The organism is Pedobacter sp., from assembly GCF_037719805.1.
GTDB lineage: Bacteria > Bacteroidota > Bacteroidia > Sphingobacteriales > Sphingobacteriaceae > Pedobacter.
The window spans coordinates 215,466-229,522 of sequence record NZ_JBBJLZ010000001.1 but is presented as its reverse complement, the minus strand read 5'-3'; the positions used below and the strand labels follow the sequence as shown (position 1 = coordinate 229,522).

The 14,057-nt window shown below is 41.7% G+C and carries 10 protein-coding genes and 2 tRNA genes; 7 read left to right on the top strand and 5 right to left on the bottom strand.

Annotated elements, in window-relative coordinates; translation table 11 throughout:
* The first annotated feature begins 3 nt into the window (after positions 1 to 3).
* Together WKF66_RS01095 and WKF66_RS01090 are read left to right on the top strand one after the other, a co-directional pair.
* Positions 4 to 990 carry a pyruvate dehydrogenase complex E1 component subunit beta gene (locus tag WKF66_RS01095; RefSeq protein ID WP_489672553.1) on the top strand — a complete coding sequence of 329 codons (987 nt, stop codon included), beginning with the start codon at positions 4 to 6 and terminating at the stop codon, positions 988 to 990.
* A gap of 99 nt (positions 991 to 1,089) precedes the next feature.
* The gene (locus WKF66_RS01090) at positions 1,090 to 3,438 is read left to right on the top strand and encodes a Tex family protein (protein ID WP_489672552.1); all 2,349 of its coding nucleotides are present in this window, start codon (positions 1,090 to 1,092) and stop codon (positions 3,436 to 3,438) included.
* A gap of 21 nt (positions 3,439 to 3,459) precedes the next feature.
* Here the strand turns inward: WKF66_RS01090 and WKF66_RS01085 are convergent, their stop codons facing one another.
* Positions 3,460 to 3,933 (bottom strand): Lrp/AsnC ligand binding domain-containing protein, encoded by a 474-nt coding sequence (locus WKF66_RS01085; RefSeq protein WP_489672551.1) that lies wholly within the window; start codon positions 3,931 to 3,933, stop codon positions 3,460 to 3,462.
* A 152-nt stretch (positions 3,934 to 4,085) separates the two neighbouring features.
* Here WKF66_RS01085 and WKF66_RS01080 point away from each other — a divergent pair.
* Together WKF66_RS01080 and WKF66_RS01075 are read left to right on the top strand one after the other, a co-directional pair.
* A tRNA-Asp gene (locus WKF66_RS01080) sits at positions 4,086 to 4,192 on the top strand.
* Positions 4,193 to 4,248: 56 nt separating this feature from the next.
* Positions 4,249 to 4,393: transfer RNA gene (locus WKF66_RS01075), tRNA-Asp, on the top strand.
* Between the two features lie 78 nt (positions 4,394 to 4,471).
* Here the strand turns inward: WKF66_RS01075 and WKF66_RS01070 are convergent.
* The 3 genes from WKF66_RS01070 to WKF66_RS01060 all read right to left on the bottom strand — a co-directional run bounded on the left by WKF66_RS01070 (position 4,472) and on the right by WKF66_RS01060 (position 9,476).
* Entirely contained in the window at positions 4,472 to 5,236 is a 765-nt protein-coding gene (locus tag WKF66_RS01070; protein WP_489672550.1) for a glycerophosphodiester phosphodiesterase, read from the bottom strand.
* A 168-nt stretch (positions 5,237 to 5,404) separates the two neighbouring features.
* A complete protein-coding gene (locus WKF66_RS01065; RefSeq protein ID WP_489672549.1) occupies positions 5,405 to 6,724 on the bottom strand; it encodes an amidohydrolase family protein in 1,320 nt (439 codons plus the stop codon).
* Positions 6,717 to 9,476 (bottom strand): amidohydrolase family protein, encoded by a 2,760-nt coding sequence (locus WKF66_RS01060; protein WP_489672548.1) that lies wholly within the window; start codon positions 9,474 to 9,476, stop codon positions 6,717 to 6,719. The genes WKF66_RS01065 and WKF66_RS01060 overlap by 8 nt, the downstream gene beginning before the upstream one ends.
* A gap of 205 nt (positions 9,477 to 9,681) precedes the next feature.
* On the opposite strand from WKF66_RS01060, the gene WKF66_RS01055 reads away from it, so the two are divergent.
* A complete protein-coding gene (locus WKF66_RS01055; protein WP_489672547.1) occupies positions 9,682 to 12,318 on the top strand; it encodes a zinc-dependent metalloprotease in 2,637 nt (878 codons plus the stop codon).
* Between the two features lie 260 nt (positions 12,319 to 12,578).
* Here WKF66_RS01055 and WKF66_RS01050 read toward each other — a convergent pair whose 3' ends face one another.
* Complete coding sequence (locus WKF66_RS01050; protein WP_489672546.1) at positions 12,579 to 12,995, bottom strand: hypothetical protein; 417 nt, start codon at positions 12,993 to 12,995, stop codon at positions 12,579 to 12,581.
* 88 nt (positions 12,996 to 13,083) lie between these two features.
* Here WKF66_RS01050 and WKF66_RS01045 point away from each other — a divergent pair, with 88 nt between their 5' ends.
* Together WKF66_RS01045 and WKF66_RS01040 are read left to right on the top strand one after the other, a co-directional pair.
* A complete protein-coding gene (locus tag WKF66_RS01045) occupies positions 13,084 to 13,488 on the top strand; it encodes a Dabb family protein (RefSeq protein ID WP_489672545.1) in 405 nt (134 codons plus the stop codon).
* A 38-nt stretch (positions 13,489 to 13,526) separates the two neighbouring features.
* Positions 13,527 to 13,973, top strand: coding sequence for a cytochrome B (locus WKF66_RS01040; RefSeq protein ID WP_489672544.1), 447 nt, complete (start codon positions 13,527 to 13,529; stop codon positions 13,971 to 13,973).
* The last annotated feature ends 84 nt before the right edge of the window (positions 13,974 to 14,057 follow it).

The following is a 14,057-nucleotide window of genomic DNA, read 5'->3' as shown; positions in this document are numbered from 1 at the left end:
ATAATGAGAGAGATTCAATTTAGAGAAGCTTTACGTGAGGCCTTAAGCGAGGAAATGCGCAAGAACGAGAACATTTTTTTAATGGGCGAAGAAGTAGCGCAGTATAATGGTGCATATAAAGTTAGTCAGGGTATGCTGGATGAGTTTGGTGACAAACGTATCATTGATACTCCGATTGCAGAATTAGGCTTTACCGGTATCGGTATTGGTGCTGCAATGAATGGTTTAGTACCAATCATTGAGTTCATGACCTTCAATTTCTCATTAGTAGCTATTGATCAAATCATCAATGGTGCAGCGAAAATGTTGTCAATGAGTGGTGGTCAGTTCTCTATACCCATTGTTTTTCGAGGACCTACCGGTAATGCTGGACAGCTAGGTGCGCAACATTCACAAAACTTTGAGAACTGGTTTGCTAACTGCCCTGGCTTAAAGGTAGTAGTGCCCTCTACACCTTATGAAGCTAAAGGTTTGTTAAAGCAGTCTATTATTGATCCGGATCCAGTTATTTTTATGGAGTCTGAGGTAATGTATGGCGATAAAGGAGAAGTTCCTGAAGGCGAATATTATTTACCTATCGGAAAAGCTAATGTGGTTAAGGAAGGTACTGATGTTACCATTGTGACTTTTGGAAAGATGTTAACACGTGTAGTAAATCCAGCTGTTGAAGAATTGACTAAAGAAGGTGTAAATGTTGAAGTGATTGATTTACGTACCGTACGTCCTATTGACTATGCAACTATCATCGCATCTGTTAAGAAAACGAACCGTTTGGTGATTGTTGAAGAGGCATGGCCACTCGCATCAATCTCTTCAGAAATTGCATTTAACATTCAGAAGAATGCTTTTGATTACCTGGATGCGCCAGTAACAAGAATCACTTGTGCAGATGTTCCGTTGCCATATGCGCCAACATTGATAGCAGCAAGCTTGCCGAATGCAGAAAGAGTTGTTAAAGCCGTTAAAGAAGTAATGTACGTATCAAAATAATACGTATTTATTGATAAAAATATAATCCCGCTGCTGAAAAGCCTGCGGGATTTTTTAGTTAATTTTGGCGCCGTTGTGCTAAAAAACAAAGAGAATTAAATGAGTAATCATTCCAAAATAATCGCTACGGAACTAGGTGTATCGGAAAAGCAGGTTGTTGCAACTATTGAATTGCTGGATGAAGGGGCAACGGTCCCTTTTATTTCAAGATACCGTAAGGAAGCTACAGGTACACTCGATGAGGTGCAGGTAGCATTGGTTCGGGATAGATTTCAGCAGTTGAGAGAATTAGATAAGCGGAGAGAGGCGATTTTAAAAGCACTTAATGCATTAGATAAGTTGTCTCCTGAGTTAGAAGTTAAGATCAATGCAGCCACTAATATTGCGGCTATTGAAGATATCTATCTGCCCTATAAACCAAAGCGTAAAACAAGAGCTTCCGAGGCCCGCAAAAAGGGATTAGAACCTCTCGCATTACTGATTCTTGAACAAGGGAAAGGAGATCTGAATGAACTCTCTGCTAAATATTTGAATCAAGAGCTTGGTGTTACTACTGAGACCGAGGCCCTTTCCGGTGCCAGGGATATTATTGCCGAACTGATCTCCGAAAATTTGGAAGTAAGAACCTCCATGAGAAAGTACTTTCAGCAAAATGCAACGTTTAAATCAACGCTGATCAAAGGCAAAGAAGAAGAAGGAATTAAGTATAAAGATTATTTCGATTGGGAAGAGCCGCTTAAAACAGTTCCGTCTCATCGTTTATTAGCCATAAGAAGGGCGGAGAACGAAGGGATTCTGAAAGTCGAAACTATGCCTGCAGAGAATGCTGCGGTCAGTATTTTGGAAACTCAGTTTGTAAAAACAGCAAACAAAAGTGCCGAGCAAGTCAAACTGGCCATCAAAGACAGCTATAAGCGTTTGCTAGGGCCAGCTATGGAAACGGAATTCCGTGGTATTTCCAAAGAAAAGGCAGACGAAGAGGCGATCCGGGTATTCGCAGAGAATGCACGGCAACTCTTACTTGCGGCACCAATGGGAGAGAAGATCGTAATGGCAATCGACCCTGGATTCAGGACTGGTTGTAAGGTAGTGTGCCTGGATGCACAAGGAAAGCTTCTGGAAAACACCGCAATATATCCTCACAATGGTAAGAAGTCCGAGCAGGATTCAGCAACTGTTGTTAAAAATCTGATCTCTACTTATAAGATAGAAGCGATTGCAATCGGAAATGGAACTGCTGGTAGAGAAACGGAAGTTTTTATACGTGGGTTGGCATTGCCTGATATTTTAGTCGTAATGGTTAATGAAAACGGTGCCTCAGTCTATTCCGCGTCGGAGGTAGCAAGAGAGGAGTTTCCAAAACAGGACATCACTGTTCGTGGAGCCGTGTCGATAGGTCGCCGCTTGATGGACCCTTTGGCAGAGCTTGTTAAAATTGACCCTAAGTCGATTGGTGTTGGACAATATCAGCACGATGTGGATCAAAGTAAATTGCAGATATCATTGGATGATACAGTAATGAGTTGCGTGAATGCCGTGGGTGTTGAGCTTAATACTGCTTCTAAGCAAATTCTGTCTTACGTCTCCGGGCTTGGGCTTCAACTGGCGCAAAATATTGTTAATTATCGCAATGAACATGGCGCGTTTAAAAATCGGGAAGGTTTAAAAAAGGTGCCACGCCTTGGTGATAAAGCTTTTGAACAGGCCGCTGGATTTTTAAGGATCAGAAATGCAGAACATGCTTTGGATTCAAGTGGTGTGCACCCGGAAAGATATGCGCTTGTAAACAAGATGGCCAGGGATTTGAATTGTAATCTCGCGCAGTTGATTAAGGATGCAGATCTCCGTAAGCAGATCAAGTTGCAGGATTATGTTTCTGAGGAGATTGGCTTACCAACTTTGACTGATATCATGGCAGAACTTTCCAAACCAGGGAGGGATCCCCGTGAGCAGTTTGAAGTTTTTAGCTTCACGGATGGTGTAAATGCCATTGCTGATCTAAAAATCGGCATGAAGTTGCCTGGTATTGTAACAAATATTACCAATTTCGGTGCATTTGTCGATATTGGTGTTCATCAGGATGGGTTAGTCCATACCAGCCAATTAGCAAACAAGTTTGTTTCAAACGCTAACGAAGTGGTTAAAGTAGCACAGCGGGTAGAGGTAACTGTGGTTGAAGTGGACGTCGTTAGGAAGCGAATTTCACTGTCAATGAAGACTGAGGTCGCCGCGCCTAAGCCGAAACAAGAGCGTCAGCGCGACCATCAGAAGTCAAAAGGTCCTTCAACAGCCAAAGCAGGTGCAAGCAGATCTGATCAACAGAGAAAGCCTGCTGCTTCGCCGCAAAATGCCAGACCGATGCAAACTAAGCCTGTACAAAAAGAAAAGAAGAACGCCGACGGCGATCTTCAATTAAAACTAGAGGCGTTAAAAAATCTATTTAAATAATTAAAAGGCAATAGGGTTCAGTTATAACTCTATTTGCCTTTTAATACTTTCTTCCAGGGAAATCAGCGTTTCTGTACGTTGAATCCCTTCTACGGCTTGTATTTCTTCATTAAGTACATGTCTTAAGTGACTCGTGTCCCTACAAATTATCTTCGCAAACATGCTGTAAGAGCCGGTAGTATAATGTAGTTCTACAACTTCTTTGATTTTACTCAGCTGCGCTACGGCATCCTTATATTGTATTCCTTTTTCCAGATATATTCCCAGGAAAGCACAAATATCATAACCTGCTTTCTGAGGGTCGATGATCAAATGAGAGCCTTTAATGATTCCCATTTCATGCAGTTTCTTCATCCTGACGTGTATGGTACCACCTGATACGATTAAATCCTTAGCAATTTCGGTATAGGGCTTGGTAGCGTCCTGCATAAGTTGCTTTAGAATATCGACATCAAGGTTATCAATTTCTAAATTTTGGTTTTCTTTTTTAAGCATCGTTTGAATATTTGGTAACTAACATCGAAGTTAATTATTAAACTCACAATAATAAAATTAATTACTTAAAATATTTGCAACGTTATGAGGTTGTTGTTACATTTGTATCAAGCAAGTAACAAAAAATAGTTCTTTAAAACTTGTTTATACTCTGTAGGGTGGTGAAATTGGCAGACGCACCTCCTTGTCTCGGTGGTGGAGAATTGGAAAACCCGTAAGGGCTAACTACTCCTTGAAGGTTCGACTCCTTCCCCTACAGCTATTAAGTGATAACAATCAACCTAAACCAATCACTTAATTTTGTTCTTTATATAATGTTGGGTGGTGAAATTGGCAGACACGCCTCCTTGTCTCGGTGGTGGGGACCAATGGATAAACGCAGTTTATGGGTTGACCACAAATTAATTTTTGAACTGTAGCTAACTACCCCTTGAAGGTTCGACTCCTTCCCCAACAGCCAGTTTTTTTATGAATAATAAGTTAGTTAAAATCGAGTGACCCCGGATAGGGTCACTCTTTTTTAGTTATAAGCGTAAAATTATTTGCGAACTTTTTTCAAAAGTATTTCGGGCTCGTTGGTTGTAATCAGATCAATCCCTTCAGTAATCAACCAATCCATACTTTTCTCATCATTTACTGTCCATGCATTGGTAATCAGCTTTTTGCCATTTGCTTCTTTAACCCAATTTGGGTTTTTTTCCAAAACCTTCAAGTTATAGTCTAACCCATGAACTCCATCAGCTAAAAGCTCATCAGGTGTTTTATCTCCATTCAAGTACTGAACGGTTGCTTTTGGAGCAATCTTAGTGATTTCTTTACAGATGTCGTAATCGAAGCTGATGTAGTCCACCTTTGGTGCAGCTTTAAGCGCATTCACCATTTCAACTACCTTGCGGGTTAGGGCTATGCCTCTCTCTTTACTAACGGCCGAAGGCTTTATTTCAAGTACTAGTCTGGTTCTTTTCTGTTTAATGCCTTCCTTAAGGTAGTCTTTCAAAGTAGGGAAAGCTTCCCCGTTTTTCAGTTTTAGGGCAGATAGTATGGTAGAAGACGTAGTTTCAATTGGTAAACCTTGAATATGCGCATCGTGATTGATGAAAAGCACAGAGTCTGCAGACATGTGAACATCAAATTCAGTACCGTCACATTTCATCTGAATTGCTGCTTTAAGAGCTGCAATCGAGTTCTCAGGAGCCCCTGTGTTTTTCCATGCACCACGATGGGCAACTACTTTCGTTTGTGCAAAAGTCACTGTAGATAATGCTATTTGGCCAAGAATTGCTATTGTCAATATTCGTTTCATAGTGTGGTATTTAAACATATGCAAATATGAATAAAGTTCAGTGTGGTTATGTAAAGAGAAAGTGAAGCGAATGTTAAGAAAACACCCCCGTTTTTAATTTAAAATCCCCGTCATTCTGAATTTATTTCAGAATGACGGGGGTAATTAAACATGACCGCAGAAAGTACCCTACTTCTTCTCAGCGCTGTATTTTCCGCTAAATTTCCGGTCTAACTGTTTATGTAGGTTATCCAAATTTATATCTCTGCCCTGAATAAATGCCTTTTCAACACTGTTCGTTTTCATATCTAAAGCGTCGCCTGCCGAAATAAATAAAGTAGCATCTTTACCAATTTCCAAACTACCCGTAGTTTTGTCAATTCCCAGTGCCTTTGCCGCATTCAGTGTGATCGTAGAAAGTGCTTTTTCTTTATCTAGTCCCCATGCAGCAACAGTTCCTGCCATGAAAGGTAGATTCCTTTGCTGCCAATACCCATCGATGCTTACCACAACATTAACACCAGCATTAGCCAAAATGCCTGCGTTTTTATAAGGCATATTTACATCATCATCATTGTTATTCGGCAAGGCATGTGGCTGCTTAACAACAACCGCTATGTTATTTTCTTTAAGGAATGGAATGATCATATGCGCTTCATCAGCCCCAATAATCACTGGTGTAATGCCATATTTCTTTGCAAATTTCACCGCAGCTATAATGTCTTTCTCAGCGTTGGCAGTTATAAATAGTTTCTGCTTTCCATCAAATAAATGTTTCATGGCGGCCAAGCGTGCATTTGTTACCGCTGGTTTTTCTGTATCGGAATAGGCTTTAGCCTCCGCAAAGAGTCCGTCCAATTCGTTGATCAAGGCTTGCGTCCGTTCCTGCAAAGCATCCGGTGTCAAGCCACCTGCTCTTCCGAAACCACCAAAACCACCTCTTGACCTTGGCGTAACCGGCCAGTTCATATGTTGTGCATCATCTTCCTTAATTGCCGCATCCTCCCAGTTCCAGGCATCTAGCTGCATCACTGAAGAACTTCCTGATATCGCACCTCCTTGTGGGGTAACCTGCGCCATCAATACTCCATTGCTTCTAAGTGTCGCAGGAACCTTCGAATCCGTATTGTAAGCCACCAAAGCCCTGATGTGTGGATTGATGTTGCCTATCTCTTCAAAATCTAAAGTTGCTTTTACAGATTCGAACTCTGTTAGTCCAAGGGTAGTAATAGGTGCAATAAAGCCGGGATACACGTGTTTCCCGTTTGCTGTGATCACCGTAACCCCGGTAAGATCAAACTTTGCAACCGTTGCATCTCCAACGCCGGTGATCTTTCCCTTGTCAAACATGATGTAGCCGTTCTCGATGACCTGACCGTTGCCCAGGTGAAGTTTGGCACCCATGATCGCAGTCTTTTTATCCTGAGCCTTTGCTGGTATAATATCTGCCTGAGCAAAGCTCTTGAGACCTGCCGCTGCCAAAAGCAATGTTAAAATATATTTATTCATGAGTATGGTTCCCTTCTAATTCATTTAGTTCAGATGAATAATCTTCTAATGTTTCGCAGTTATACAAGCGTGGTGCATCGCCAACCGGACGTTGTGTTTTTAAGCCAGTTTTTTTAGTATCCGCCATCTTCTGGATTAATCTTTTTCGATCCGCTAGCTGGTCTTTTCTTACCTGTGCATCCTTTTCCATATCCCAATATGCAATCCCATCCACAAAGGTTTTCTCTGCTCTGGCATAGATCGATAATGGGTTGTCCGACCATACCACTACGTCAGCATCTTTGCCAGCTTTTAAGCTTCCTACCTTGTTGTCGATATGAAGCATCTTTGCAGGATTAAGGGTCACAAACTTAAGCGCATCCTCTTCTGGAACGCCACCATAAAGGACAGCTTTACCAGCTTCCTGATTAAGTCTCCTGGCCATTTCGGCATCATCAGAATTGAAGGCAGTAGTGATGCCTACATTGTGCATGATTTTACCATTGTAAGGGATGGCCTCAGCAACTTCATATTTGTAAGCCCACCAATCTGAGAAAGTAGAAGCATTGATCCCTCTGGCCTTCATTTTATCAGCCACTTTATAGCCTTCTAAAATATGTGTAAACGTATTGATCTTAAAGCCAAGGCTATCAGCCACGTTCATTAGCATGTTAATCTCAGATTGAACGTAAGAGTGACAAGTGATGAAACGTTTGTTGTCAAGAATCTCCACAATTGCATCCAGTTCTAAGTCCCTACGTACAGCATTGCCTTTAACAGCAGATGCCTTTTTGTATTCTTTCGCTCTCGTAAATTCATCTACAAACGATTGTTCAACACCCATCCGCGTTACCGGAAAACGTGCCCCAGTCCCGAAATTACTTTGCTTAACATTTTCTCCCAAAGCGAACTTAATGAAACCGTCAGCACCCTGGAACTTTAATTCCTCAGGTAGTTTTCCCCATCTCAACTTGATCAACTGAGACTGTCCGCCTATAGGGTTTGCAGAACCATGCAAGATCTGAGAAGTAGTCACTCCACCAGCAAGCTGGCGGTAAATATTCACGTCCTCAGAGTTGATGATGTCCGCGACCCTTACTTCTGCAGAAGAAGATTGCGCACCTTCGTTGATGCCTCCAGTACCGGCGATATGGGAGTGTTCGTCTACAATACCTGCCGTGATGTGTTTACCTGTCGCATCGATTACTTTCGCGGATCCGGCGCTTAAGCCTTTACCAACTGCTTTGATTTTTCCGTTTTCTATAAGTACGTCTGCGTTTTGCAGGATACCCTCTTTTTCATTGGTCCACACGGTTGCATTTTTCAATAATACCGTTTCCTGTACCGGAGCAGTTGCATTCCCAAATACGCTGAAAGGATAGATTAACGAGCCCATTACCAGCGGCTTTTTAGGCTCTGGCTTTTTTATAGCTGCTTTCGTTAAGCTGTCTTTCGCTGCGGCTGTAATCACGCCGTCTTTTTTAGGAACAAGTATAAAACGTTTTCCTTGTACCCAGTTTTCTTCAATAATATTTGTCTTCTTGAACAAGCTGTCAGAAGTCACGATAAAGTTTGCCAGTTTTCCTTTCTCCAATGTTCCTACTTTATCTGCGATACCAATCATACCAGCAGGGATTTCGGTTACAGATAAAAGTGCTTGTTTTTCTGTAAGCCCATTTTCAATTGCCGTGCGGATGTTGGTCCAGAAATCTTTTACATTGTCTAATCCAAAGGAAGTAATGGCGAACTTAATGCCTGCTTTTTCCAGTACTCCCGGATTAGTGGGTGCTAGCTCCCAGCTTTTCATCTGTGCCAGTGTAACGTTTCTTGTTTCCACAGAATCTTCGACATCATAGGCCTTAACAAAGCTAATGGGCACAATCAGCGAAGCTCCTGTTGCTTTAATTGCTGCAATGCGCTGGTATTCATCGCCTCCGGCTTTAATAATATATTGTTTTCCGAACTCTTTACCGATCTTATCTGCCCGTAAAACATTTAACCATCCATCGGCCTCAAAGATCTGCGGAATTGCTTGCTGTGAATTGAATTCTGCTAAAGAAATGTTGTATTCTTCCTTCTGTTTCGCATACCATTGTGCATCATAATAAGTCTGACGCAACAAAGCGATAGAACCCATCAAAGAAGTTGGGTAGTCGTTTTGCGACGTTCCTTTACTGAAGGAGTAATTCGCTGCGGCCTTCGCGCTTAGTAGTGTGCCATTTTCTTTCTCATCACTTAAGGTAATAGCGGCCGATGTTCCCCTCGCAATGCCATCACGGTTGATTGCGTTAACACTTCCGAAACCAACTTTACGAAGGTCATCTGCTTTTTTAGCGTCTGCAGCAAAAATAGTGGAGACATGAGTCTCAGGTCTGATGGCTTCATTCCAGCCATATGCACCTTTTTTAGTGGACGTAAAAATCGACTGACGGGTGCCTCCCCCAAATCCACGTGTTGCTGTTGTGGGTGCTTCTGGCATCCCATAAGATGTAAAGGCATCTACAAGGGATGGGTAAATAAACTTGCCTTTCAGGTCGATCACTACATATCCTTTAGGGATCGCGGTTCCGGTACCAACAGACTGAATGGTTTGGCCTTTGATTAATAACGTGCCGTTTTTAATGGTTTGGTTTGCATTTACTACAATGTTGGCATTTGTGAATGCAAATAAACCCTGTCTGATGTCGTAAGAACCATTAACGGGATAAGTTTGCTGAGCAAATGTTAGTGTAGCAGAAAACACCAGAGCCAGGCTGAGTAGAATTTTCTTCATAAAATTTAGTTAAGTGTCTAAATCTATTATAAAAATCTCACGCAATATATTTATAACACGTTTTTTACGAGTAATAGGCAACATTTATCTGACAATTACGATTAACTCTAGTATTTTCATGTTGTTTTCAGTTGCAAGCTGTCAATATTTCATCGTTACTTTAATTTATACTCAAAAATCGTTATTTTGGTAAAAATTATTGTTCATGAAAAAGTTTACACTACTATTCTCTGCGGCGTTACTGCTGGCATGCAGTGCTTCGGCCCAGGATAAGAAAAAGGCACTGGAGAAGACGGTTGATTCTGTTAAAAAGGTTATCGCCCCTCCTGCCAAAGCCAGCATTACAGATAAGATTAAGTCAAGTAAAAAAATCGATGGATTATTTACACTTTATCAGGATACCCTAACAGGGAGTTTGCAGCTATATGTAAAGAAAGGCCAGTTGGGTAAAGACTTTATCTACCAGAGCTTTTCAATGGGCGGGCCAACGACCTTGTTCCTTAACCAGAACATGATTAGAAGCACCATGTTGTTTCACATTGCAAAAGCAAATGATAAGATTGAATTCTTGCAGGAAAACACAAACTTCTATTATGATAAATCAAATCCGGTTAGTAAAGCTGCTAATGTAGACGTTTCTGATGCCGTGTTCTATGCTGATAAGTATAGTGCAAGCGACGAAGGTGGGTACCTAGTTTCTGTTGATGGATTATTTATGTCTGATAAATTAGATCCTATAAAGCCGATGACTCCTCCAGGCATGCCCCCTGGTGCAATGTTCAATCTTGGAAATCTAAATACATCCAAGTCGAAATATCAAAATGTAAAATCCTTTGCTAACAACACTGATGTGGTGGTTGATTTAGCATATGATAACCCAATGCCATTCAATGGTGGGGGTAAAGACATTACTGATGCCCGTTATGTACGGGTAAAAATGCAGCACTCCTTTATTGATATGCCAAAGAATGATTTCCGACCACGGAAAGACGATCCAAGAGTTGGTTATTTTGGTGCAGAAGTAGACAACCTTACTTCGCTTTCACCAACTCCATATAAGGATTTTATCAGCAGGTGGAATCTAAAAAAGAAAGACCCAACTGCAAAGCTGAGCGAACCTGTTGAACCTATTGTGTTTTGGATAGAAAACACAACACCTATCGAATACCGTCCGATTATCAAAGAGGCTGGTGAGAAGTGGAATGAGGCGTTTGAAGAAGCAGGCTTCAAAAATGCTGTAGTGATGAAACAAATGCCGGATGATGCGAAATGGGATCCATCAGATATCGACTATAATGTAATCAGATGGGTGTCTTCAGCTTATCCGTCTTATGGCGCAATCGGACCAAGCTTTTTCAATCCAAGAACTGGACAAATTTTGGGAGCCGATATTACTGTAGAGTGGAAATCCGGAGCGGGTACTGCCGTGCAAGACGATCTGTATAACGGCGGCCAAAGCGCTTCTATTTCTTTGCCTTGGGAAAACCCTGTAGCCGCTTTAGCGCAGACTCAACAAGGGCACAATCATATCGATAATAACCATACGGCGAATTGTGCGATGGCTCAGGAGTTAAGTCTCCAATACCAAACAGGACTTGCTGCTATCGAAGTCTTAGATGCAGATGCTTCTGAGGCTGTAAGGGCCGAGACGGTTAAAGAAATGCATAAGCAATTTCTTTACTACCTGATTATGCATGAGATGGGCCACACACTTGGCCTAAATCATAATATGAAGGCGAGTCAGATGTTAAGCCCTGCACAAATGAATGACGTGAAACTAACGCGTAAAATAGGCTTGCAAGGCTCGGTAATGGACTACCCGGCAATTAATGTAAGCAGTGATAGAAGTAAACAAGGGGATTATTACACCACTAAAGCTGGACCCTACGATCTTTGGGCAATACAATATGGTTATACTCCATTCGCAGAGGCTGAAGAGGAAGCTGGATTGAATAAGATTCTTCGCCGGAGCACGGAGCCACAACTGGCTTTTGGTAATGACGCTGATGACATGAGAAGTCCGGGTGGTGGTATTGACCCAAGGGTAAACGTGAACGATCAGACAAATGATATGGTAGCTTACGGTGAAGATCGGTTTAAGTTGATCAACACAATGATTCCTAAACTTAAGTCAAGATTTAGCCGCCCTAATCAAAGTTACCAGGAGCTAAGAACACGTTACCAGCAGTTAAATGGCCAACGTGCAAGCATGGCAGCGGCATTGAGTCGCTTTGTTGGAGGAGTGTATGTCGACAGAAGTTTTGTAGGCCAGAAAACCTCTACAGCACCGTTCACTCCTGTACCGGAAGCTTACCAGAAGAAAGCGCTTTCGTTGTTGAATACTTATGTATTCGCACCAGATGCATTTGACGCAGATAAAGACCTTTTCCCTTATCTTCAGATCCAAAGGAGAGGTTTCGGTTTCTCTGGAAACAACGAGGATATTAAACCGCAAAGCACTTATTTGTCGTTGCAAATGAGCACCCTGGCGCAACTGCTGCACCCAAGTACTTTGAGCAGAATAAACAATAGTGGGCTTTATGGCAATACTTATTCTGTAGCCAGCGTGATGAACGATTTATCTGACGACATCTTTGCCGCTGACCTGAAAGGGAATGTGAATTTATTTCGTCAGAACTTGCAGACGGAGTTTGTAAAAGCTTCCGCAGCAATTGTAGCCTCACCTGGAGGTTACGACAATGCAAGTAAAGCAGCGGCTTTATCTACGTTGTTAAAAGTTAAAGAGCAATTGGGAACTGCTGTTAGCAGTGATGAGCAAACTAAAGCACATAGAGCAGCCTTAGTGTTCACGATAGACAAAGCGCTATCGGTTAACAAATAAAATAATAGTGATTGAGGTTCCGGCCTTCGCCAAAATGACATGTAAATCCTCGGGTATGCAGATCGTCATTTCGGCGAAGGGCGGAACTTTTTTTTGTGTCCCTCTTTCGGTGTTTATTCGAGGTTTCCAGGGCGTTGCTAGGGGGTTGCTAGGGCCTTGCTAGGGCGTTGGTTTATCCCTTAGCCCTAGCGAGGGCCTGGCAGCCCCTTAGTAAGGACCTCACAAACATAAAGGAGACAAGTCTCAAACTACAACAAGTGTCAATCGAATTTTACAATTTGTTCACCAGATATCTTTTCAAAATGACATCCGCATACTGGATTCGCGACTTTTATAATTACTGATTTTGTCTGCTTCGTATCGTCGTAGGTACCAGTGATTTTAATATCGTCGCCTGTAGCAGAAAGGTTCTTTCTGTATCCATCATCCAGGACGACAAATGTGCCCGGTGTAGTATTGACAGATGCGCTCAATTCGCTAAAAACCTTCTCATTAGTCCTCAAATTGACCGCGCTGTAATTGCTAATGGGAACTCCCAGGCCTTGGTTATTCACAAAATCTACCGTTAAGAGTTTGAAGCTTGCGTCGCAATACAGGGTGCCACAACCGGTCGGAGTTTCTTTATCGCAAGAAATTAATAAAGCTGCGAATAGAATTAATAAGGAGAGTTTTTTCATTTGATTTTTTTATAGGAGTACGTGATATTTTATGGAAACGCTACAGTGATCTAAAGAATGTATTATCTTTATAAATAGTAACTAAAATATGAATAACAGAAGAAAATTTATTGGAACAGCCGCCGCACTTGCTGCGGGTACACTCGCTGCTACCGCAATGCCAATCAAAATTATGAAAAGTAAAACCCCTGTAGTCCACCATGTGTTTTTCTGGTTAAAGAACCCCGAATCAAAAGCAGATAAGGATAAACTGATTGCAGGTATCAAAGCCTTGAAGAAGATTGAAACCGTTAAAGATATTCATGTTGGCGTTGTTGCTTCAACTGAAAAAAGAGATGTTGTAGATACGAGCTGGAGTGTTTCTGAATTGATCTTTTTTACAGACGTTGAAGGTCAGGCGGTTTACCAAGACCATCCACTACACCTTGAATTCATAAAGAATTGCAGTTCTCTCTGGGAAAAAGTGGTGGTTTACGATGCAATTGACGCGTAAAAAGAAACATAATTGCTAAGTTTGAAAGAAAAAAGTTTATGTACGAGATTTTAAAGAGTGCTCATTCCGGATGGCGTTATTTGGTTGTCATTTTGTTATTGGTAGCGGTCATTCGGGCAATTGCTGGTGCTGCAGGTAAAAAAGAATATACAGAAGGTGATAGAAAACTAAATGTATTTACCCTGATATCCGCGCACATCCAGTTAGTTTTGGGCCTTTTGCTATATTTTATGCATGATTGGTATAAAGCTGACAGTAGCGTTGCCATTGGACGTTATTGGAAAATGGAGCACATTGCGATGATGGTCCTGGCGATTATATTGATCACTTACGGAAATGCACGCTCTAAGAAAGCCGCAGACGCAGGTCCGGTTAAACACAAAAATATTGCTTTATACTTTGGGCTGGCGCTGATTTTAATAACTGCTGCAATTTTTGCGATGGTTAAGGCCGATCCAACACGCTCACTGTTTGGTGTTTCATAATAATTGCGATTTAATTTCGCTTTGTTACTTTTATTTATATTTTTGCTAGACATGATCAACAATACAAATACCTGGCAATGGCGT